The organism is Salinimicrobium oceani (genome assembly GCF_012037645.1).
The window spans coordinates 279,771-302,621 of sequence record NZ_JAAVJR010000002.1 but is presented as its reverse complement, the minus strand read 5'-3'; the positions used below and the strand labels follow the sequence as shown (position 1 = coordinate 302,621).

Genomic DNA, 22,851 nt, shown 5'->3' with positions numbered 1-22,851 from the left:
CTTAATACCTCAATAAAATTTGAGTTTCTATTTTTAAAAAAGGACTTCTAAACTTCTTGAGATGGATTTAATGCCGATCATTTTTTTCATAAGCCTTTTAGTAATATTGGCGGGGGCCTTTTTTAAAAAAATCCAGGATCTTTCGATCACGGAGCCATTGCTTGCCCTCCTGTTTGGAGTGATACTGGGGCCAGATGTCCTTAACCTGATCAAATCAACAGATCCTGAATCCGAATTCCAGATCCTGGAACTTGCCTGTCAGTTCACAATTGCCATGGCCCTTATGGCTACAGCATTAAGACTGCCACAGCATATTTTCAGAAAAAATGCCACTTCCCTTTCCAATCTGGTCATCTTTGGAATGATCTTCATGTGGCTGCTGGGCAGCGGAGTCTTCCATGTTCTTTTGCCAAAATTCTCTCTTTTTGAATGCCTGCTTTTAGGAGCTATTATTACACCTACAGATCCTGTAGTCGCTTCCACCCTGGTCACAGGCAAAAAAGCTGAAAAATATTTACCGGGAAAGATCCGGAACACCCTTTCTTTCGAAGCAGGAGTAAACGACGGTTTTGCCTACCCTTTAGTTTTTTTAGTGCTCTATTTATTAGGTGCTGAAGGTAGTGGCGACCTGGGGCAATGGTTCACAAAAGTCCTGCTTTATGAAAATATTCTGTGCGCCATACTTGCCTATGGGATTGGATACGGCTGCGGCTTCCTTTTGAAAAGAACGCATAAAGCCGGATTTTTAAACACCAAAACTCTTTTGTCCTTTTCCGTCGCCGTGGCGCTCCTTCTTTTGGGTGGTTTTCACCTATTAAAAATGAATCCTATTATAGCAGTCTTTGTGGGTGGATTTGCCTTTGCCAAGGACATTACAGCAAACGAGGATCTTAAAGAAGAAAGAATTCAGGAAACCATGGAACGTCTGACAACTGTTCCGGTTTTTTTCATTCTTGGTCTCATGCTTCCCTGGCAGGAGTGGCAGGAACTGGGATGGACGGCTGTCGGGATCATCATTTCAATTCTTTTATTTAGAAGATTACCTGCCTTACTACTTCTTATGCCGGTAATGCCCCAGTTCCGGAAAAAGCTGTACAGCGTATTGATCATGGGCTGGTTTGGTCCTATAGGAGTTGCTGCTCTTTACTATGCTATGATCTCAAAAGACAAGGCTCATTTTGAGGAGGCCTGGATTATCCCGAGTCTTATTGTAGCTGCCTCTACCGTTGTTCACGGATTAACCAGTGTCCCATTAGAAAAGTTATATCACCACAAAACAAAGGGAACAAATGAGCGGGAGAATTTAGATAAAGGATAAGAAAAGACCCCACAAGTTTTAAAATCCTGTGAGGTCTGATTTTATATCCTTCCCAAAAATGTCATTTTTGAAACTAATTATTTTACTACCTATCTTTCTATAATGAAAAATCTGCCTCATGTTTGGCCCCTCCTTCTACTCTTTCTCATTCCTTTCTTCGGAAGCTCTCAGGATATTTCCGGAAGCTGGTCCTGGCATGCCGAAAATGGCAACTCCCTGATGGAAATTATTCTGGAAGCTGAAGGAGAGGAATACATTGGATATCATTGTACGGTATTTCAGAATGGTGACAGAATAGATTGCGCGAAAGAAGATGAACCTGCTTCTATTCATATTAAAAGAACTACTAAAAATGTATTTGAAGGCAAAATAAGGAGCGCTTACAGTGCTTCTGAAGGCAAAGTAAGAATGTACTACGATCCTGAATCGCAAACCCTGCTTTTCGAAATTTTAAAAGCCCCGCTGGATCTATATTACCTCCCGAAAATAGCCACTTTTAAGAAATAAGATACCTCCCTAATCCGTTCAACTGTGACATCACTAAAAAGAGAGATCCAAAAAATCCCTTTTTGACAGGCTTTAATTTTCTTCTAATAAATTACCCCCTTTAAGGCTTAGGGCGCTTCCACCTCCGCCTTCACATCCAACGGCTGCAGCACCTTTAGCGCCTTATCTACGGAAGTGACTTTCTCGAACGTAAGCAACAACCTCAACCCGCTGCGGGTCTTCTTTTCTTTCATGGTGCAGCTCTGAGGGTGCGTCTGCACGTATTGCAGCACTCTTGTGAAAGCTTTGCTCTGGTAGAAACGCGACTGCTGGTCGGCAATGAAATAGCCAATCAATTTGCCCTGCTTCATCACAATCTTTTCCAATCCTATTTTCGAAGCGATCCATTTGATGCGGACGCTGTTCAGCAGATCTTCGGCCTCTGCAGGCAATTCTCCAAACCTGTCCACCAGTTCGGATTCAAATTTCTGAAGCTCTTCTTCGGTTTTCAGGTTGTTGAGCTGGGTGTAAAGATTCAGCCTTTCTGAAATGTTGTTGATATAATCATCCGGGAACAGCAATTCGAAGTCCGTATCGATCTGCGTATCCTTCACGTATTCCTTATCTTCTGTCTCCTGCTCCTGATATAAATCCCTGAATTCATTTTCCTTCAGTTCCTCAATGGCTTCATTCAGGATCTTTTGGTAAGTATCAAAGCCGATCTCATTAATGAATCCGCTTTGTTCCCCTCCTAAAAGGTCTCCTGCACCACGAATTTCCAGATCCTTCATTGCAATATTGAAGCCGCTGCCCAATTCGCTGAATTGTTCTAATGCAGTGATCCGCTTGCGGGCATCATCAGTCATGGCTGAGTATGGCGGTGTTATAAAATAACAAAAAGCTTTTTTGTTGCTTCGGCCCACTCGGCCACGCATCTGGTGCAGGTCTGAGAGTCCGAAATTATTGGCGTTATTAATGAAAATTGTGTTCGCATTCGGCACGTCGAGTCCGCTTTCCACAATAGTGGTGGACACCAGCACATCGAATTCTCCGTTCATAAACTTCAGCATGAGCTGCTCCAGCTTCTTTCCTTCCATTTGTCCGTGGCCGATACCAATCTTCGCATCGGGCACCAGCCGCTGAATCATTCCTGCGACTTCTTTGATGTTCTCTACCCTGTTGTGAATAAAGAACACCTGGCCTCCCCGCTGAATTTCATATGAAACCGCATCTCTTATGGTCTCTTCTGAAAATCTTATCACATGCGACTCGATAGGATACCGGTTTGGCGGCGCAGTAGTTATAGTAGAAAGATCCCGCGCAGCCATCAAACTGAATTGCAGCGTACGCGGAATTGGGGTCGCTGTCAACGTCAATGTATCCACATTTTCCTTGATGGTTTTCAGTTTATCCTTAACAGCTACACCGAATTTCTGCTCCTCATCCACAACGAGGAGTCCGAGATCTTTGAATTTCACAGCCTTATTCACCAGTTGATGGGTCCCGATAACAATATCCACTTTTCCATTCTCCAGCTCTTCCAAAGTAGTCTTTCGTTCTTTGGCAGTTCTAAAACGGTTCAGGTAATCGACTGTCACCGGAAAATCCTTCAGCCGTTCAGTAAAAGTTTTATAATGTTGAAAAGCCAGAATGGTCGTCGGCACCAGCACCGCGACTTGCTTTCCGTTATCTACAGCCTTAAACGCGGCTCTTATCGCAACCTCGGTCTTTCCGAAGCCCACATCCCCACACACCAGGCGGTCCATAGGGCGTTCATTCTCCATATCTGTTTTTACGGCAGATGTTGCGGTGCTTTGGTCGGGCGTATCTTCGTAGAGGAAGGAAGCCTCTAACTCATGTTGCAAATAGGAATCGGGACCATAGGCAAAACCTTTTTGCAGTCTACGTTTGGCGTATAATTCAATTAAATTGAAGGCAATGTGCTTGACTCGCGCCTTGGTCTTTTGCTTCAGGTTTTTCCAGGCGTTGCTGCCCAGCTTATAGATCTTGGGCGGTTTCCCGTCTTTACCGTTGTACTTTGAGATCTTATGCAGCGAGTGAATGCTCAGGTACAGGATATCCCGTTCGCCGTAGATGAGCTTGATCGCCTCCTGCTTTTTACCTTCAACATCGATCTTTTGAAGCCCCCCGAATTTTCCAATTCCGTGGTCAATATGCGTAACATAATCGCCAACTTCAAGATTGGTAAGCTCCTTCAGCGTGATCGCCTGCTTCTTGGCATAACCGTTTTTTAGATGGAATTTGTGGTAGCGTTCAAAGATCTGGTGATCTGTATAGCAAACCACTTTTTGATCTTCAGCAACAAAACCCTGGTACATGGAAAGCACCACGGTCTTATAATCCACGCCGCCTTCCATGTCATCAAAAATGTCATGAAAACGCTTGGCCTGCTGCTCGCTAACGCAGAAAATGTAGTTGGTATAACCGTCTTCAGTATTCTCCCGCAAATTCTGAATGAGCAGTTCAAAATTCTTGTTGAAAGAAGGCTGAGGCTTGGTGTTAAATTGTATCTGCTGAAACTCCGCGTCACCCTCAACTTGTTTCAGGGTCTGGTTGGAGTTGGTTACCACCAGCGAATACTCCTGCATCTGCTCCTTCAAAAGTGCCGAATTACAGAACAATTCTTCCGGTTCGTTGTGCTTTATTTCTTCGGAAAGATTTTCAAAAGCTTCAACAGCTTTGCTGAAGAGTTTGTCGATCCTGTCATACAGTAAGTCAGGATCCTGGCTGAAGATGACGGTCTTATCTGAAATATACTTCAGGAAACTCTCCCGCACCTCCTGAAGCCGCTTGTGCTCCACATTCGGGATCACTGTTATCTTCTTCACTTGATCTGTCGACAGCTGCGTCTCCACATCAAAGGTCCTGATGCTTTCCACCTCATCGCCAAAGAACTCTATCCTGTAAGGTTCATCATTGCTGAAAGAGAATACATCAAGAATCCCACCCCGAACGGAAAACTCTCCAGGTTCGGTAACGAAATCCACTCTTTTGAACTTGTATTCGAACATCACCTCGTTCACAAAGTCGATGGAAAGTTCGTCGCCAACCTTGATCTTCAGTGTATTTTTCTCAAGTTCCTTGCGGGTTACTACCTTCTCAAAAAGGGCATCAGGGTAAGTAATTATTAAGGCAGGTTTCTTTCGGGAGTTGATACGGTTGAGTACTTCTGCCCTTAGCAGCACGTTTGCATTATCGGTTTCTTCCAGCTGGTATGGCCTGCGATAACTTCCGGGGTAAAAAAGTACATTCTTGTCTCCCAGTAACTGCTCCAGGTCATTCAGGTAATAGGCAGCTTCCTCCTTATCATTGAAGATCAGCAGAAAAGGCTTTTCGGCCTCTTCAAAAGCATTGGCAACCACAAAAGAAAGTGCCGACCCAACAAGGCCTTTCAACTGAACATGAGTTCGAGGCAGGGCAAGGGCTTTCCCCAGTTCAAGCTGTTGAGCCGACTGTGCAAAGCTTTGGGCAATAGAAGATTTACTCAAAAATTAAAAATTTGGTGCAAAGATAAAGTTTAAAGTTCAATGCCTAAAGGAGGTGAGTTTTAAACAGAAGTTAAATAATTAGAGATTAGTTAATCAGGGATTGGTTACTTGGAATATGACTTGAAAAAAAGATTAATAACTGTGAATAGGGACGAATTATAAATAAATGCAGGAGGAATCAAGAGAAAGTTAAAAAGCACCTGGACCGCTGCGCTATTAGATTCCAGAGCCAAGATCTTAGAGCGAACATTTGGGCTAAAGCCCTTTTGATACAATTCCTATGATCCTCCGCCTAAAGGCGGAGGTAAATCATGCATTTGCACCTAATTAATTTTTCTCCAACCTAGAATTGCCCCTGGCTTTAGGCGGAGGCAACTCTTCATTGACATAAATTTCTTCCAAACCATGAATTGCCCTGGCTTCAGCCAGGGGATTAAAAATAAAAAATGCACAAGGGCTTTAGCCCAAACCTTAAAGGTAGAAGGTTAAAAACTCCTGACATATAATGTTAATTATTCGATTAAAGCTTGAGATATCCTCCTCTAATCCTCCCCCTAAAGGCGGAGGCAAATCTTGCATTTGCAACTGATCAATTTTCTCCAACCTATAAATTGCCCCTGGCTTCAGCCAGGGGATTAAAAATAAAAAATGTACAAGGGCTTTAGTCCAATATTATTGTGTTAGAATAATTTATTAAATTCATCATCAGCCAATTAGCAAGACATCATGCCGCACATAAAGGTCTACATCCATTTCGTATGGAGCACCAAAAACAGAATTCCTTTCCTCAATTCTCCTGAACTTAGAAAAAAAGTGTGGCAGCATATAGCCGAGAATGCAAGATCAAAAGGAATATTTGTAGACTTTGTAAATGGATATGCAGATCATTGCCATTGTCTTGTTTCTTTAGGAGTTGACCAAAGTATTCAAAAGCTGGTCAATTTGATCAAAGGAGAATCTTCACATTGGGTCAACAAGAACAATTTAACTACAGAAAAATTTGAATGGCAGAATGACTATTTTGCTGTCTCTGTTTCTGCATCTAATCTTGAAAGGGTAAGAAATTATATCAAAAATCAGGAGGAGCATCATAGGAAGAAATCATTTCAGGAGGAATATGAAGAATTTGTAAAGAATTACAATTTCAAAAAATTTGAGGATTGAGAATTGGGCTAAAGCCTTTTTTATATATATCCTTTTAATCCCCCGCCTGAAGGCGGAGGCAATTCATGAAACATCTTTATTGTTTCCTTTTGAAATATTCCATCATTACAATGGAGATAATTTGGGCTAAAGCCCTTCTTTTATACTATATCCTAATCCCCCGCCTAAAGGCGGAGGCAATTCATGAAACATCTCTATTGTTTCCTTTTGAAATATTCCATCATTACTATGGAGATAATTTGGGCTAAAGCCCTTCTTTAATACTATATCCTAATCCTCCGCCTGAAGGCGGAGGCAATTCATCTGATATTCCCTTTACAATAAATGATTTCATCTTCTATTGGAAATATTGGCTAAAGCCCTTGTTCTATATATTCTCTAGTCCTCAGCCTGAAGGCGGAGGCAATTCATTTTTAAAATCCCCACCTTGTTAATATAAATTCTTCTAATTTCCATACATGATAATGTTGGGCTAAAGCCCTTTCTTTCATCATTCTTTGATCCTCCGCCTAAAGGCGGAGGCAATTCATGAAACATCTCTATTGTTTCCTTTTGAAATATTCCATCATTACTATGGAGATAATTTGGGCTAAAGCCCTTCTTTAATACTATATCCTAATCCTCCGCCTGAAGGCGGAGGCAATTCATCTCATATCCCTTCACAATAAATGATTTCATCATCTATTGGAAATATTGGCTAAAGCCCTTGTTCTATATTTCCTCTTATCCTCCGCCTGAAGGCGGAGGCAATTCATGAATTTGAAAAATGATTTATGTTTTGCAGCCCATGAATTGCCACTGGCTTCAGCCAGTGGTTTTAAATCAGAATCTAGAAAGGGCTTTAGCCCAATATTGGTCAGAAAAAGGTCTTGGCTCTAGTCTCTAGTCTCTTGATTCCTTTTTAATGATTAAGACAAATCACTTCCTCCTTTGTCACCACATACACCTCATCATCTCCCTGCGGAATGAGAATATGTTTTCCGGTGAATTCTCCGAATGCCGGCAGGATCAATTGATCTTTGGATTTGAAAAAACAGGATAATTTGAGTTGCTGACGACCGAGGCCGTTGATCTTAACTCCCGGATGTATATGTCCCGAAAAGTTGAAATATCCATATCTTTCTTCTGGATGGTGGGTGAAGAGGAAATTTTTTAAGATGATTTCAGGAGTAAGAAAAACGCCTAAGGCTTCATACTTTAGCGGAGAAATGATATCGTGATTTCCCTCAACCAGAATAACTTCAGCAGAAATATTTTCCAGCCAATTTTCAAATAATAGCCATTCCTTATTAAGGGAGCTGTGAAAAAGATCTCCCAAAAATGCAATTTTAGAGGGTTCAAAAAAGGCAATAACTTCATTCATTTTTTGAAAATTCCCTGCTATCGCTTTTTGTGGTACCGCGCTGCCAAACTTCCGGAAATGTGAAACCTTGCCAAGGTGCACATCACTTATCACCAGCAAGTCTTCTTCCTCCCAAAACATAGCGCCCGTGGGATGAAGAAAAAAAGTATTGTTATAGAGGCTAAGCGTTTTTGTCATTTTTGAAGCTACAGGTCGCCCCATTGAGCCATCATTTTTTTAATTCGGTCCTCCAGTTTTTCTGAAGATAATTTTTCGCGCATCCTGTCGGTGATGATCGGGAAGGCGAAAGGTGTGGGTTTTTCACATTGTTTCCAAACCAATTTCTGTTCCGAAATGCGTTCCATGGCCAATCTTAATCGACCTTCTTCCAGCTGATGCTCGAATGTCTCCCTAAACGCCTGCTGAAACAATAAATTGTCCGGCTCGTAATCCCTGAAAACACTAAAAAGCAGCTGCGAATTCGACTGCAAATGCTTTGTTTTGATCATCTTATTAGGAAAACCGGTAAAGACCATTCCGGCGATCACTGCAATATCGCGAAATTTTCTTCTAGCCATTTCAGTTGCATTCAAACTTTTCTGAAGGTCATCCATGAGATATTCCGCAGAAAAAAGGTTATTATCGAAGACCTGCTGCATATCGATCTCCTGGTCTGACAGTAATTCAAATCCGTAGTCATTAAAAGCAAGAGAAAAAGTTATGGGCGACAGCAGACTTATCCTATAGGCGAGGAGACTTGCCATGGCTTCATGGACAAACCGGCCCTCGAAAGGGTAAAAAATGGCGTGATAGCCTTCGCGGGTTTTGAAGGTTTCAATAAGGAATTCATCTTTTTTAGGAATGATGGATTCTTTTTTTTGTCTTTTGAAGATGTTGGTCATGGCCTGAAGTTCGATTGACTTCTCGACGGAGCCTGTACCGAGCGCAGCCGAGGTGCTTTGGTTCTCGACTCCGCTCGAACTGACAAGAGCCGCAGTGAACATTTCCTCCCGCAGCAGCTCACTCATTTGTGCCGAAAAGCTCATCCTACCGCCGGCCCAGCTGGGGAAGCGGGAATTCTTCACCTTCGACTTCTTCACGATCACCTGCATATTCTTGATCTGGTACAGCTCGAGGTTCTTTCCGGCGAAAGTGAAAACATCCCCTGGATTGAGTTTAGAAATGAACCATTCTTCAATAGTACCAATATACCCGCCGCCCAGGAATTTTACCGCCAGCACCGCGTCGCTCACAATAGTTCCTATCTGCAGTCGGTGCCGCATAGCAATTGCCCTATTGTTCACTTTGAAAAGTCCGTCTTCTTCAATCTCCACCTTTTTATATTCGTCATATGCCTGCAGCGTCTGACTCCCCTTCGTGATGAAATTCAGCAGCCATTCCCATTGCTCTTCGGAAAGTGCCTGGTAACAAAAAGTGGATTTGACCTCGGGCCAAATTTCCTTCGGAAAGAATCCGTCGGAAACTGCAAGAGTCGTTAAATACTGAACCAAGACATCAAAAGAATTCAAGTATGGAATACGGTCTTCAACTACCGTATGCTTCACTGCTTTTTGTAAAGCTGAAGCTTCAATGAGTTCCATTGCATGTGTTGGCAAAAAGTAGATCACACTTTCCTTCCCCGGCTGGTGACCACTTCGTCCCGCCCGCTGAAGGAATCGGGCAACACCTTTTGGTCCGCCTATTTGAATTATAGTCTCTACCGGAGCAAAATCCACTCCCAGATCCAGACTGGAAGTCGCTACCACAGCTTTTAACTGCTCATCCCTTATCGCCTGCTCCACCCATAGCCGCGTCTCCTTATTGATACTGCCATGGTGCATGGCCAGCTCCCCGGCAAATTCCGGATATTTTTGAAGGATCCGCTGAAACCAGATCTCGCATTGGGAACGGGTGTTTGTAAAGAGTAGTGTCGTTCTCGATTTTCGAATTATCGGCACCACCTCATCAATTAGATGTAATCCGAGATGTCCCCGCCACGGAAAAGTCTCCATCTTCTCCGGAATTATGGATTTTACAGTGATCTTCTTCTTTATATCTGCCCTTATTAAAACCGAATTTTCAAAGGCTTCCGATCCCGGTCCCAGCAAAACTTCCCGTGCTTCCTGAAGGTTTCCAATGGTAGCTGAGATGCCCCATATCTTCATTTTTGGAGACACAGTTTTGAGCCGGGAAAGTGCGAGTTCGATCTGCACTCCACGCTTAGTTCCGAGTAACTCATGCCATTCATCAATGACAATAGCATTGAGATCCTTAAAGGTCTTCTCATAGCCTTTGGATGATAACAACAGCTGCAGACTTTCGGGTGTGGTGATAAGGAGATCGGGCATTTGTTTTTTCTGGGCGGCACGTAACTTTTGGGAGGTATCTCCAGTGCGAATTCCGACGGTGAGTCCGCTGCCTATATCTTGCGAAAATCGATTTGCCGCCTGCTCGATCTCCACCGAGAGTGCCCGCAGCGGCGTGATCCAGATCGCTTTGAGTCCGGGTTTGTGTTTGGTTCTGTAATCCGGGTTTTGCCTGATGTAATCGAGCACAATAGGAATCCAGAGCGCGTAGGTTTTACCACTCCCGGTGGGTGCGTTTAGCAGTCCATGCTTACCATCCAAAAATGCCTTCCAGGATTCCTTTTGGAAGGCAAAAGATTTCCAGGACCGGGATTTGAACCAGGTGTCGGCAAGTTTTATAAGTTGGGTTTTATTCATGATTTCGTCTCCGGTTGGACCCTTCCGTCTCCGGCTATTCGCCGGATCCACCTTCCCTTAGCAAGGGAAGGAGCTTTTGTTTAGTACTCCTATGAATATTTCTATAGTTATAAATTTAAAGTCGTGTTCCCATGCGACCCTTCGGTCTCTGCCTTACGGCGGAGCCACCTTCCCTTAGCAAGGGAAGGAGCTGTTTTTGCTACTATTTAAAATTCTACTTTACATTATAATTTTTTAAACCCAGTGGGTTAATTGGAGTAGCAAAGCTGTTCCTAAAAGCTCCCCTCCTTTTTAAGGAGGGGTGGATCCGCGGGAGCGGAGACGGGGTGGTCCGCTTTTGAAATTTCTCTTTATCTCCTCCAGCACCCACTCGAGATTATCAAATACAGTTTTATTCTCGAACCTTAGCACCTTCATATTTAATTCTTCCAGCTTTTTAGTCCTGGCTGCATCTTTTTCTTCTGTTGTGGGATTTATATGATATAATCCATCCAATTCTATTACCAGTCTTTCTTCAGCACAATAAAAATCCACAATAAAATTCAAGATACTGTGTTGCCTCCGGAATTTTCTTCCCTCGAGCTTCTTTTGCTGCAAATGCATCCACAGGTAGGCCTCGGCTGTCGTTCCGTGGTGGCGGAGTTTTTTGCGGTAGGGCTCCAGGGGTTTTCGGTTGTGGATTTTCTTTTTCATAATAAGCTTTGCTCTTCTTAGAAGCTCCCGTTTCCATATCGGACCCTTCCGTCTCCGCCTCTGGCGGAGCCACCTTCCCTTAGCAAGGGAAGGAGCTGTTCGTACTACAATTAATAATCTTCAGTCATTTTCAAATTTATCTACTCCCAGAACTTTCACAGGGAACAGCAAAGCTGTTCCAAAAGCTCCCCTCCTTTTTTCAAGGAGGGGTGGATCCGCGGGAGCGGAAACGGGGTGGTCCGTCGCAGCAGAATCTTACTTAGGGATCAACTGCTTCAATTCTTCTATTGTATTTGCTTCCTCTATTTTCTTATCCTGTCTCCATCTCAATATTCTCGGAAATCTTGTTGCAACTCCGCTTTTATGTCGGGTGGATTCGGCTATGCCTTCGAAAGCTATTTCGAAGACGAGTTCTGGTTTAACGGAGCGAACCGGGCCAAAGCGCTCAAGAGTATTCCTTTTGATCCATGCATCCACCTGACGGAATTCTGCATCTGTGAGTCCGGAATAGGCTTTTGCAAAGGTCACCAGCTCATCATCCTGCCAAAGTGCAAAGGTGTAGTCTGTAAAAAGATTGGAGCGCCGACCGTGGCCGCGCATGGCGTAGGTGAGCACTGCATCTACTGTCAGCGGCTCGACTTTCCATTTCCACCAGTCTCCCTTTTTTCTTCCTACGAGATAAGGAGAATCCCAGCGCTTTAGCATCAAACCTTCACTCTTCACCTCCCGCGCCCGCTCCCTTTCTGCGGTCGCCTCTTCCCATTTATTGAAGGAGATGGTTTTTGAAATGTGAAATGGAGATCCATCCGTTGCAACAGACTCATGCAATTTCTCCAGGATCTTTCTTCTTTCCAAAAATGGCAAAATCCGGATGTCTTTTCCCTCCCACTCGAGCAGGTCATATGCTTTCAGGATCACCGGTACTTTATTTAGCAGGGCTTTGGAAATTGTTTTCCGGCCAATGCGGGTTTGCAGATCGTTAAAAGTTCCAATGTCTCCTCCCGGAAACGGTAGGATCTCGCCATCTATCACAGTTCCGTCGGGGATGATCTCCAAAAACGTCGAAAACTCGGGATATTTATCTGTCACCAATTCCTCTCCCCTGCTCCACACGAAGATCTCTCTGTTCCGAACCACCACCTGGGATCTTATTCCATCCCATTTATGTTCGGCAGACCAGTCGGCGGGATCACCGAGCTCCTGCGGCTCTCCTTCAATGGCATATGCCAAATAAAACGGATAAGGTTTTGAAAGAAAATCTTCTTCATTCTCCTCTAAAATGAGCTTTTGAAAGGAAATTTTTTGTGGATCCCAGTCACCCATCAGTTTATAGGCCAGTACATCTTCATCAATATCTGTAGCTTTTGAAAGGGCACGGGTCATTAGCTTTTGGCTCACCCCGATCCTGAAACTACCGGTAATAAGCTTGGTGAAAACGAAGCGCTCGTAATAATTCAGTGCCGCCCAGTTGTCGTGCAGGTATTCTTTTTTGTCGGCTTCCGTGGCCGATTTAAGGTCGATGATCTCCTCCAGGTATTGGGTGAGGCTCTTTTCACTGGATTCTTCTGCCGGCGGAATTACCAGCGCAATGGTTTCAGCCAGATCACCTACGATGTGGTAAGATTCTTCAAATAGCCACAGCGGAATATTCGCCAGCTCGGCAGCAAATGTGCGCAGCAAAGTGGTATTCAACGGCCGCGGCGGACGGCGGTGCGACAGAATGGCAATTGCCCACACCTTGTCCTTGTTTGGTACCCGCTGAAAATAGCGCGTCAATGCCGCCACCTTCACCGTAGTTTTGTTAGTGCTGTCAAGTTCCCTTATGAGTGCTGCGAATTCGTTCACGCTGGTTATTAGTTATTGGTGATTGGTAATTGGTGATTGGTAATTGGTGATTGGTTAATAGGATTGAAATGTTTTAAATCGAATATTGTTTATTAAACACTGTTAATTGATTATTGTTTATTGTTCATGGTCTTCTCATCCTCTCCCCCGCCCTCTCCTGAGGAGAGGGAGCTATTCCTCTACAAGACCTCACAGGTTTTGAAAACCTGTGAGGTCTGTACTAATCTTGTTCGTTCTCATCATCTCTATCCTCTGATTTGGAATTCATCTCTGCCAGTTCGCCTTCGTACTGCGTATCGGCGGTGCGGGCGTCATAACCCTGCTCGTTGAGGAAGCGACTGAAAATTTCCGAATATCCATGGGTGCAGATCACTCTTTCGCAACCTGTGGCTTTGATCGATGACAACAATCCCTGCCAGTCGCAGTGGTCTGAGAGAACAAAACCTCGGTCGACGGCCCTGCGACGGCGGGCGCCTCTAAATGCCATCCAGCCGCTGGCCATTCCGGTTTCGAATGGCACCATTTTCCTTATCCAGGTACTGCCATGGGCGCTGGGCGGCGCTAACACCATTCCGCCTTTGATCTCCTCTTTTTTCGTCTCCCGGGTGATCCTGGTGGTTTCAGGAAGTTCAGCGAAAGGCCGCACCACTTCGGTCATATTTTCGATAGCCCCATGGGTGAAGATCTTTCCTATTGACGGATCCAAAAACTTCAGCAATCGCTGGGCTTTTCCGAGGGAATATCCGAAGAGAATAGAAGTCTTACCTTCCGACTGATTCTGCTGCCACCAGCTATTGATATCATTCATTACCTGCTCCTGCGGCAGCCACTTGAATGCAGGCAGACCAAAAGTGCATTCCGTAATAAAAGCATCACATTTTACTGGCTCAAAAGGCACAGCAAGCCCATCATCTTCAGTTTTATAATCTCCGCTAAAAACCCAAACTTCCCCCTTGTGCTCTACCCGCACCTGCGAAGAGCCAATGATATGCCCTGCCGGAAAAAAGGAAAATTTTACATTGTTAATACTGAAGGTTTCGCCGTATTCCTTTCCGGAAACTTCTATTTCCCCAAGACGATGCTTTATGATAGGTACGTTGGTGTGATGAGTAATATACTGCTTATGGCCCCAGCGGGAATGATCGGCATGGCCGTGGGTAATGATCGCTTTATCCACAGGCTTCCACGGATCAAGGTAAACACCCGCGGGTTCACAGTAGATCCCTTTATCATCAAAACAAAGCAGGGGTTTTTTCTGATTTTTAAGTGGCATAACTTCAAGTTAGCAATATTTGAGAAGGGCAGCTGTAGCATTAGGAAAAAATTAGAATTCAGACTGCCCTTTTTTGAAGACATAGTGAGTGCAGCGCCCGTGCTGAAATAAAAGTCATGGCGGCGACTCCTGGCAATGGAAACCAAAAACGAATAGCAGAAAATCCTTTGTATTTTCTATATTTGATAAAAAAAGAAATTATGTCATTTTCAGACCTTTTTGGAACCGGAGAACATCTTAGGAATCTTGGACATTTTGCCGCTATTGTTAATCTTGCAGCCGCCGATGGTGAAATTAACGCAAGAGAGGAGGCACAACTAAAGAGGTTTGCACGAAAACTTGACATTGGAGAAGAAGAGTATTCAAAAGTGCTTGAAAATCCTACTTCATTCCCAATTCATCCCCACAACTCGGTAGAAGAAAGACTGGAGCGACTTTACGATCTATTCAGGATCGTGTATTCCGATCATGATATTGAAGAGGAAGAGGAAGAGCTACTCCGCCGATATGCAATAGGACTGGGTTTTTCTGAAAAAGTTTCTGAAGGGATCATCAAACGTTCCATGCAGATCTTTAGCGGAATGAGCTTTGACGATTACCGTTACCTGCTGAATAAGGAAAAATAGATCGCTTCACTGCAAGAAACAAGAATTAAGATCCAAGATTTTTACCGGATATATTCCTTCCAAAAATGGCTTTTTTGAACCTGAATTATTCAGGATCTTTGGCCATGAATTCTTCGGCCTTTATCACCATATTTTTGCTGCCGCAAAAGAAAGGTACACGTTGATGCAGCTCCTTTGGTTCAATGTCTAGAATTCGGTTGAAGCCATCACTGGCCCTCCCGCCCGCCTGTTCGGCAATAAAGGCCATAGGATTGCATTCATAGAGCAACCTCAACTTTCCGTGGGGCGCTTTTGAACTGGTGGGATAAAAGTAGATCCCGCCTTTGATCATGTTGCGGTGAAAATCTGAAACCAGGGACCCTATATATCTGGAAGTATAGGGTCTGTCCTCCTTTTCTTCCTGGCAGTACTTAATATAATTTTTCACACCACGTGGAAAATGCACATAATTACCTTCATTCACAGAATAGATATTCCCTGTTTCCGGAAACTTCATATCTGGATGCGAGAGATACCAGGAACCCAGCGCGGGGTTTAATGTAAAGCCATTCACTCCGTGGCCGGTAGTATAAACGAGCATGGTGGAGGTGCCGTAAACAATATAACCGGCAGCTACCTGTTTATGCCCGGGCTGCAGGAAATCTTCCAGTTGCACAGGGGTGCCAATAGGACTCACCCGGCGGTAAATCGAAAAAATGGTACCTACAGAAACGTTGACATCAATATTTGAACTTCCATCCAAAGGATCCATAAGCACTACGTACTTATTCTTGTGGTCATTATTCTGGCCGGCTATGGTAATGAAATCTTCAGATTCTTCGGAAGCAATTCCGCAGACAATTTCCCTGTTGGTAAGGGTTTGGATGAATTTCTCATTTGCGTAAACATCAAGTTTTTGCTGATCTTCCCCCTGCACATTGGTTTCTCCCGCCGCCCCGGTGATATCTACCAATCCGGCTTTGTTCACCTCATGATTCACCACTTTTGCAGCAAGCCTGATGGAGTTGATCAATCTTGATAATTCTCCTGAAGAATAAGCGAATTCTGCCTGATTCTCAATAATAAATTCGCCTAATGTCTGATTTTTCTTGACCATTGATGTTGTTGTATGCGTACCAAACAAAACTAAAGCAAATAAATTTAAGCGACTATAACGATGTCGTAATAAAATCTTAAAAGCAAATCTCTACTTTTGTTCTTAAACCAAGACTATGAATACCACAATTCGCGACGCCAGGAAAGAAGACATGCCAGCAGTGCTCGAACTTATTAAAGAACTGGCTGCCTTTGAAAAAGAACCCGATGCGGTGATCACCACTGTAGAGACTCTCGAAAAAGAAGGTTTTGGAGCACAGCCTTTATTCCACGTATTTGTTGCCGAAGTCGACGGGAAAATCGAAGGAATGGCTCTGGTTTATTACCGCTTTTCCACCTGGAAGGGCCGCACCCTACATCTTGAAGATCTTATTGTGAGAGAGGAAAAGCGCGGTACAGGGCTGGGAAATGCACTTTATCGAAAAGTGATCGAATATGCCAGGTCACAGGATCTTAAACGGGTAGAATGGGTTGTTCTTGACTGGAATAAACATGCCATTGATTTTTATGAACGCAGCGGCGCTACAATTCTTAAGGACTGGTACACCGTGCAAATGGACGAAGATGGGATGACACAATACGTAAAATCGGCCAAATGAAAGTCTTTAAATTTGGAGGCGCATCGGTAAAGGATGCAGCAGGAGTTCAAAATGTGCTAAAGGTCCTAGAAATTGAAGGCCTGCAGGAGAAGTTGATCGTGATCTCGGCCATGGGAAAGACCACTAATGCCCTCGAGGAGGTGGTAAAAGATTATCTTGAAAAAGGGGATTTTAACGATGCCCTTCAGCCGGTGAAAGAATATCACCGCGAGATCATGCTCGGACTTTTTGAAAATAAAGAACATGGAACTTTCAATGCGGTGAGAGGATTGTTTCAGGAATTGGAAAACTTCCTGAATCACAATCGGTCTACGAATTACGATTTTGTATATGACCAGGTAGTCATCTACGGGGAATTGCTTTCTACCACCATCGTAAGCCAATATCTATCTTCAAGAGGTGTCAAAAATGACTTTTTAGACGCCCGTTTTTGCATTCGAACAGATAGTACAAATCGGGATGCCCAGGTGCACTGGGAAGAAACACTTACCCAGATCCAGAAAAGAGTTGATCGTGAAAATCTTACTGTCACTCAGGGCTTCATAGGTGCCGATCCTAACAACTTTTCCACCACCTTAGGCCGGGAAGGAAGTGATTATACCGCGGGAATTTTCGCCTATTGCCTCAATGCCGACAGTGTGACCATTTGGAAGGACGTACCGGGAGTTTTGAACGCAGATCCCAGGGTTTTTGAGAAGCCGCAGCTCTTGGAGCATATATCTTACGAAGAAGCCATAGAACTCGCCTTTTATGGAGCTTCTGTAATTCACCCCAAGACACTTCAGCCGCTGCAGCGAAAGGAAATTCCGCTTTATGTGAAGTCATTCCTGAATCCCGTTAATGCGGGAACGGCAGTAAGAAAGGGACAGCCCATCTTTCCGAAGGTGCCCTGCTTCATAGTCAAAAAGAACCAGGTTCTTATTTCGTTATCCTCTCTGGATTTTTCGTTTATCATGGAAAAGAACATCAGCGAAATTTTCAGCCTTTTTCACAAATACCAGATAAAAGTTGACCTTATTCAGAATTCGGCCATTAGCTTTTCGGTTTGCATTGATAATAAATTTAATAACTTGGAAAAGTTGATAAATCATTTGAAGGCGACTTTTAGGGTAAGTTATAACACGGGCGTTTCCCTGTATACCATAAGGCATTTTACCGAGGAAGCCGTGAATTTGCTCGAGAAGGACAAAAAAATATTGCTTAGGCAAACCACCCGGGAAACCGTGCAGCTGGTTGCGATACCTTAGAAGCTTTTAAATAAATTTTTTTAAATGGGAATAGTAAGTGCAAAAGAGGTTGCCAAAGTAATGAACCTGGATAAATTCGGGTTTTTGGGCACCTCTATGGGTTGGGTAGTGTTGCAAACCACCAAACTCTCTGTGATCAACAAGGAATATGAAAAGCGGAAGCATATGACGGCGCCGCAATTCATTGATTCCCTGCTGAAGGCTTTTGAAATTGATTTCGAGATTCCCGAGGACGATCTAAAGCGAATTCCGAAGTCGGGCGCCTTTATTACTATTTCCAACCATCCCTTAGGAGGTATTGATGGGATGATCCTGCTGAAACTCCTGCTCTCTCAAAGAGAAGATTTTAAAGTGATCGCCAATTTTCTTTTACAGCGAATTGAGCCGCTTCAGCCTTATATCATGCCTGTAAACCCTTTTGAGGAGCACAAAGAGGCACAAAGCAGCACCAAAGGGATCAAGGAAGCTATTATGCATTTAAGAAATGGCAAACCCCTGGGTATTTTTCCTGCGGGAGAGGTTTCTACCTATAGAGACGAACGCATGATCGTGGATCGACCCTGGGATCCTGCAGCCATGAAGCTTATTCAAAAGGCTAAAGTGCCTGTAATTCCAATTTATTTTCATGCAAAGAACAGCACCTTCTTCTACAGGCTGGCTTCGGTAAGTGATATTTTACGTACTGCAAAACTGCCGAGTGAAATGCTTTCTCAAAAGAAGCGTAAGATCAAGGTACGGATAGGGAATGCCATTGCACCGCAAGACATGGAAGAAATAGCCACCGTAGAATCTCTCACAGCTTTTCTTCGCCGCAAGACCTATATGCTGGCAAATGCCTTCGAAAAAAAGCCATTTTTGAAAGGTATACCAAAGAACCTCAAGATCCCCAAGCCTCCAAAGAAGATTGTTGATGAGACCAGCAGGGAATTGATGCTCGAGGAAGTGGAGACCTGCCGAAAACTCGACAAGCGCCTCCTGGAAAGCAAGAATTATGAGGTCTTCCTGGCAAAGAAGGAGATCATTCCCAATGTACTAAAGGAAATAGGACGATTAAGAGAGATCACCTTCAGGGCGATTGGGGAAGGCACCAACATGTCTACAGACCTTGATAAATTCGACGATTATTATTACCACATGTTCCTTTGGGACAATGAAGCCAACAAAATTGCGGGGGCTTACAGAATGGGAATGGGCGCCGAGATCTATGAGCAATATGGCATTAATGGATTTTACCTGCAGGATCTCTTCAGATTTGAACCTGAACTCCATAAAATGATGAGCGAATCCATAGAAATGGGAAGAGCTTTCATCATCAAGGAATATCAGCAGCGGCCTATGCCTCTGTTCTTACTTTGGAAGGGAATTGTGCATTGTACTTTGAGATTTCCGAAGCATAAATATCTTATTGGAGGCGTGAGCATCAGCAATAAATTCTCGAATTTCTCCAAATCCCTGATGATCGAATTTATGCGCTCTCACTACTATGATCCCTATGTGGCGCAGTACATAAGACCTAAAAAAGAATTTAAAGTGAAGCTGAAGGATGGCGATAAGGAGTTCATTTTTGACGAAACCCAGGCCGATCTTAACAAGTTTGACAAGATCATTGACGAGGTGGAGCCCGGAAGTATGAGGCTGCCGGTACTTATCAAAAAATACATTAAGCAGAATGCCAAGGTAGTGGCCTTTAATGTAGATCCATTATTTAACGACGCGGTTGACGGACTGATGTACATAAGAATCGCCGATCTTCCTGAAAGCACCGTGCGACCTGTACTGGAGGAGTTCCAGCAGGAACTGGAGCGAAAGGTGACCGAGATGCGGAAAAATGGGGAAATGCCGAAATAAATTGGGTGCCATACGAAAACCAAAGGGTTGGAAATCCCTTTTTTGATACTTAACTTGCTGGTTCAGGAAATAAAATAAGAAAATGGAAAAGATCTTAATAGTTGGAGCTACCGGAAGTACTGGAAAAAGGATCATCGAAATCCTTAATAACAGTCAGAGTTTTGAGCCTGTGGCTATGATAAGGAAGGAAGAGCAGAAGGAAATCTTTGACGACATGGAGGTGAAATGGGTGCATGCCGACCTCGAACAGGAGGATCTAAGCCCTGCGCTAAAAGGTGTCAAAAAGGTGATTTTCTGCGCAGGATCTGGCGGGGATACAGGCCCTGAAAAAACTACCGAAGTAGATGAAAAAGGTGCAATAAAGATCATCGATGCAGCCAAAAAAGCGAAGGTGAAGAAGTTCATCATGCTGAGCTCCATGGGCGCCGATGAACCGTCAAAGCACAAAAAGCTGGAGCATTATCTCGAAGCCAAAGCGGCAGCCGATGAGCACCTGCGCAATAGCGGACTTGACTATACGATCGTCAGGCCGGGAGCACTTACAGACGATATGGGCACGGGGAAGGTAAAATTAGCCGAGAAACTTGATGGCAGCGGAGAAATACCGCGGGACGATGTAGCTTTTCTACTTATCATGTCTCTTGCCGATCCGCTGGTGAAGAACATGACCTTTGAGGCTATAGAAGGTGAAGAGCCAATAAAATCGGCCATGATCGAATTGAGCAGGGAATAAATTAGACGGTAGACTTTAGACGGTAGACAGTAGAATTTCATGAAACCTACGAGAAAAGATATAGGCCCGGGAACACGGGTGGCCATAGTGCAGAAGCAGGACCAACGATCGGGCAGGCTGACCTATGGCACCGTGGCAGATATTCTCACCAAATCTCCCATGCATCCCCATGGGATCAAAGTCCGACTGGAAACCGGAGAAGTGGGAAGAGTTCAAAAGATTGAGGATTCACTGGCGTGAATCTTTCAATTAACAATGACCAATTAGCAGTTGGCAGGATCCCGTTTTCAATCAAAATTAAACGGCCTATCGAAAATTTTGCGTAAAAATTGAAATGAGGAAGCCGTAAAATTTTAGGCTGTTTGAGCCATCGAGATCATGAAATTTTCCGAAAGTATGGTGGCGAGTTCCTAAAATTTAGGCTCCGAGTGAAAATTTTAGTAACATTTTCGTAAGCCTAGATTTTTTGGTTCTTTTTCATCAATGGAAAAAGAACAGGATTTCCTTTTCCCCTAGTTACACCAAACCTGCCTTAGGTCATCATGAGAAATGATTTAAGGCCAGTTGGAGTGAATCTGGTTTTTCGGTCGTAGTTTCTGCTACTGCAGCTAATAGGACTCTATTCATAAATAATAATTTCCCTACGGTCATTAAATATCCTTCTTTTTTCATGATTGTTCATTTTTTTGCTTGTCCAAAAAAACGAACCAAAAAAAAGACACTTTTTTGATAGGTGTTTCCAATTTTGCTCTCGCAAATTGGAACCGTACTTCCCCGGCTAAATTTTCTCCAAGGCTTCAAAAATTTTTAACGCCGGGGAAGCACTACACTTACAAAAAAGGGACATTACGAGAAAAAGTTTCCTACACTAGAAACAACAATATGGCATCTTTTGAAACTTTAATCCTGATAAGTTTTTATACGCTGAGAATTGATGATAATAATTGTCATGACCACAAAGATCCCACCCATCAAATAATCAAAACCAACGCCGGCGTCCATTAATAAGCCGACAACAAGAGGACCAAGAGCGGTACTGATGACCGAAAACATCGTAAAGACACTTCTTATCACTCCCATTTTTTCGGTGCCGTAGAGTTCCGCTATTAAAGCTGTTTTTACAGTTCCCGAAACTCCCATGCTTATTCCGGCGGTGATCAGGAAGATCAAGGCTCCCACAATGCTTTCCATAAAAGCAAAAGGCAACAGCCCCAGGTTGATCGGGATCAAATAATATCTGAACATTTTCCTCGCCGTGTACTTATCCACCCATACCCCTCCAAAAAGGGAAAAAAGAAAGCGGGTTATTGCGTAAACGGTAAAGAAGGTGGCGTATAATTGAACCGACCAGCCTTTGTTCTCCACAAAAACATACTGATAAAAGAAAATAGCAGTAGCACCAAAGCTTAAAATGAAGCTGGCGGGCATCATCACTCCGAATTTCCTATCGAAAACAACAGTTTTATAATCCTTTAATAAAGACCAGGGAGAAGGACTTCCCTTTGTCGACAGCTTCTCATCAAAATATTCCAGTCGGGTGAATTTTAGTCGGATTAGGTAGATCAAAAGTGCAACCCCACTGGCTATTGCGGCAACCCGCCAGTCGAACCAGCTTATAAGGAAGGCGATGATAAGAGGGAAAATAGCTTCCCCTACTGAAAAACCGAGGGAGGAAAAACTCAGGGCTTTTCCGCGGTCATTCGCGTACTGCTTTGACATGATGGTCATGCTAATGTGCGTGAGCAGTCCCTGACCTGCAAGCCGAAGGCCCGTCACTGCAACAATAAGCAGGATGATACTTTCAGAAATCCCCAGGAGAATGCTGGAAAGTGCCAACGCGGTGATGGTAAAGGCGGTAACTTTCTTTACCGGCTTATGGTCTACAGTATGCCCCACGGAAAGCATAATAAAGGAAGCGGCAATGGTACACCCGGCGTAGATGGCTCCAAAAGCCCCTTCAGAAATACTGAAGGACTCGATAATCTCCGGTACATAAAGCGAAATAAGAAAGGTCTGCCCAAAGCCCGACAGCAGCGTGAGCAGCCAGCCAAAGCTTACGGTCCTAAAATTTCCCTTTAGAAAATAAAAATAATCCTTCAAATTGCCTTTTTTGAAGCTGCAAAGGTAAGGCCTTATTCCCGCCGGGAAAAAGTTAGCTGCGCTTTAGGATATTTTTAAAAGAAAAAGATTTCGTATACTTTCTCAAAAGAATTGAAACATCTTGTTGGTTGAGAACCCGTTCAATTACGGTTTTCCATAAACTTCATTAACAGAGATTTAATAAATTTATTAAGTCACAGGTAAGTTTGTTTATCCGGAAACAGAAACTGGAAACAGCAGGTTTATTTGT

At 43.7% G+C, this 22,851-nt stretch carries 17 protein-coding genes; 9 read left to right on the top strand and 8 right to left on the bottom strand.

Annotated elements, in window-relative coordinates; genetic code table 11:
- Positions 1-70 precede the first annotated feature (70 nt).
- A complete protein-coding gene (locus HC175_RS04860; protein ID WP_209309926.1) occupies positions 71-1,318 on the top strand; it encodes a cation:proton antiporter in 1,248 nt (415 codons plus the stop codon).
- A 102-nt stretch (positions 1,319-1,420) separates the two neighbouring features.
- Positions 1,421-1,825 carry a hypothetical protein gene (locus HC175_RS04855; protein WP_168137344.1) on the top strand — a complete coding sequence of 135 codons (405 nt, stop codon included), beginning with the start codon at positions 1,421-1,423 and terminating at the stop codon, positions 1,823-1,825.
- 107 nt (positions 1,826-1,932) lie between these two features.
- Here the strand turns inward: HC175_RS04855 and mfd are convergent, their stop codons facing one another.
- Positions 1,933-5,313, bottom strand: a complete 3,381-nt coding sequence (gene mfd / locus HC175_RS04850) for a transcription-repair coupling factor (protein ID WP_168137343.1) — start codon at positions 5,311-5,313, stop codon at positions 1,933-1,935.
- A 726-nt stretch (positions 5,314-6,039) separates the two neighbouring features.
- On the opposite strand from mfd, the gene tnpA reads away from it, so the two are divergent.
- Positions 6,040-6,477: an IS200/IS605 family transposase gene (tnpA, locus tag HC175_RS04845; RefSeq protein WP_168137342.1), complete on the top strand. Its 438-nt coding sequence runs from the start codon at positions 6,040-6,042 to the stop codon at positions 6,475-6,477.
- 901 nt (positions 6,478-7,378) lie between these two features.
- On the opposite strand, the gene pdeM is transcribed toward tnpA, so the two are convergent.
- The 5 genes from pdeM to HC175_RS04820 form a co-directional block, all read right to left on the bottom strand.
- Positions 7,379-8,041 (bottom strand): ligase-associated DNA damage response endonuclease PdeM, encoded by a 663-nt coding sequence (pdeM, locus tag HC175_RS04840; protein WP_438865916.1) that lies wholly within the window; start codon positions 8,039-8,041, stop codon positions 7,379-7,381.
- A complete protein-coding gene (locus HC175_RS04835) occupies positions 8,026-10,542 on the bottom strand; it encodes a ligase-associated DNA damage response DEXH box helicase (RefSeq protein WP_168137341.1) in 2,517 nt (838 codons plus the stop codon). Before HC175_RS04835 ends, pdeM begins: the two co-directional genes overlap by 16 nt.
- Before the next feature lie 291 nt (positions 10,543-10,833).
- Entirely contained in the window at positions 10,834-11,235 is a 402-nt protein-coding gene (locus tag HC175_RS04830; protein ID WP_168137340.1) for an endonuclease domain-containing protein, read from the bottom strand.
- 255 nt (positions 11,236-11,490) lie between these two features.
- Positions 11,491-13,080 (bottom strand): ATP-dependent DNA ligase, encoded by a 1,590-nt coding sequence (locus HC175_RS04825; RefSeq protein ID WP_168137339.1) that lies wholly within the window; start codon positions 13,078-13,080, stop codon positions 11,491-11,493.
- A 220-nt stretch (positions 13,081-13,300) separates the two neighbouring features.
- Positions 13,301-14,353 (bottom strand): ligase-associated DNA damage response exonuclease, encoded by a 1,053-nt coding sequence (locus HC175_RS04820; RefSeq protein WP_168137338.1) that lies wholly within the window; start codon positions 14,351-14,353, stop codon positions 13,301-13,303.
- A gap of 200 nt (positions 14,354-14,553) precedes the next feature.
- Here HC175_RS04820 and HC175_RS04815 point away from each other — a divergent pair, with 200 nt between their 5' ends.
- Positions 14,554-14,979: a TerB family tellurite resistance protein gene (locus tag HC175_RS04815; protein WP_168137337.1), complete on the top strand. Its 426-nt coding sequence runs from the start codon at positions 14,554-14,556 to the stop codon at positions 14,977-14,979.
- Positions 14,980-15,064: 85 nt separating this feature from the next.
- Here HC175_RS04815 and fbp read toward each other — a convergent pair whose 3' ends face one another.
- Positions 15,065-16,075, bottom strand: coding sequence for a class 1 fructose-bisphosphatase (gene fbp / locus HC175_RS04810; protein ID WP_168137336.1), 1,011 nt, complete (start codon positions 16,073-16,075; stop codon positions 15,065-15,067).
- 115 nt (positions 16,076-16,190) lie between these two features.
- Between fbp and HC175_RS04805 the strand changes: the two genes are divergently transcribed.
- From HC175_RS04805 to HC175_RS04785, 5 genes are all read left to right on the top strand, one after another.
- Positions 16,191-16,673, top strand: coding sequence for a GNAT family N-acetyltransferase (locus HC175_RS04805; RefSeq protein WP_168137335.1), 483 nt, complete (start codon positions 16,191-16,193; stop codon positions 16,671-16,673).
- Positions 16,670-17,920 carry an aspartate kinase gene (locus tag HC175_RS04800; RefSeq protein WP_168137334.1) on the top strand — a complete coding sequence of 417 codons (1,251 nt, stop codon included), beginning with the start codon at positions 16,670-16,672 and terminating at the stop codon, positions 17,918-17,920. Before HC175_RS04805 ends, HC175_RS04800 begins: the two co-directional genes overlap by 4 nt.
- 24 nt (positions 17,921-17,944) lie before the next feature.
- Positions 17,945-19,768: a GNAT family N-acyltransferase gene (locus tag HC175_RS04795; protein ID WP_168137333.1), complete on the top strand. Its 1,824-nt coding sequence runs from the start codon at positions 17,945-17,947 to the stop codon at positions 19,766-19,768.
- An 82-nt stretch (positions 19,769-19,850) separates the two neighbouring features.
- Entirely contained in the window at positions 19,851-20,501 is a 651-nt protein-coding gene (locus HC175_RS04790; RefSeq protein ID WP_168137332.1) for an SDR family oxidoreductase, read from the top strand.
- Between the two features lie 39 nt (positions 20,502-20,540).
- Complete coding sequence (locus HC175_RS04785; RefSeq protein ID WP_168137331.1) at positions 20,541-20,741, top strand: YwbE family protein; 201 nt, start codon at positions 20,541-20,543, stop codon at positions 20,739-20,741.
- A 660-nt stretch (positions 20,742-21,401) separates the two neighbouring features.
- On the opposite strand, the gene HC175_RS04780 is transcribed toward HC175_RS04785, so the two are convergent.
- Positions 21,402-22,601: an MFS transporter gene (locus tag HC175_RS04780; protein ID WP_168137330.1), complete on the bottom strand. Its 1,200-nt coding sequence runs from the start codon at positions 22,599-22,601 to the stop codon at positions 21,402-21,404.
- Positions 22,602-22,851: the final 250 nt, after the last annotated feature.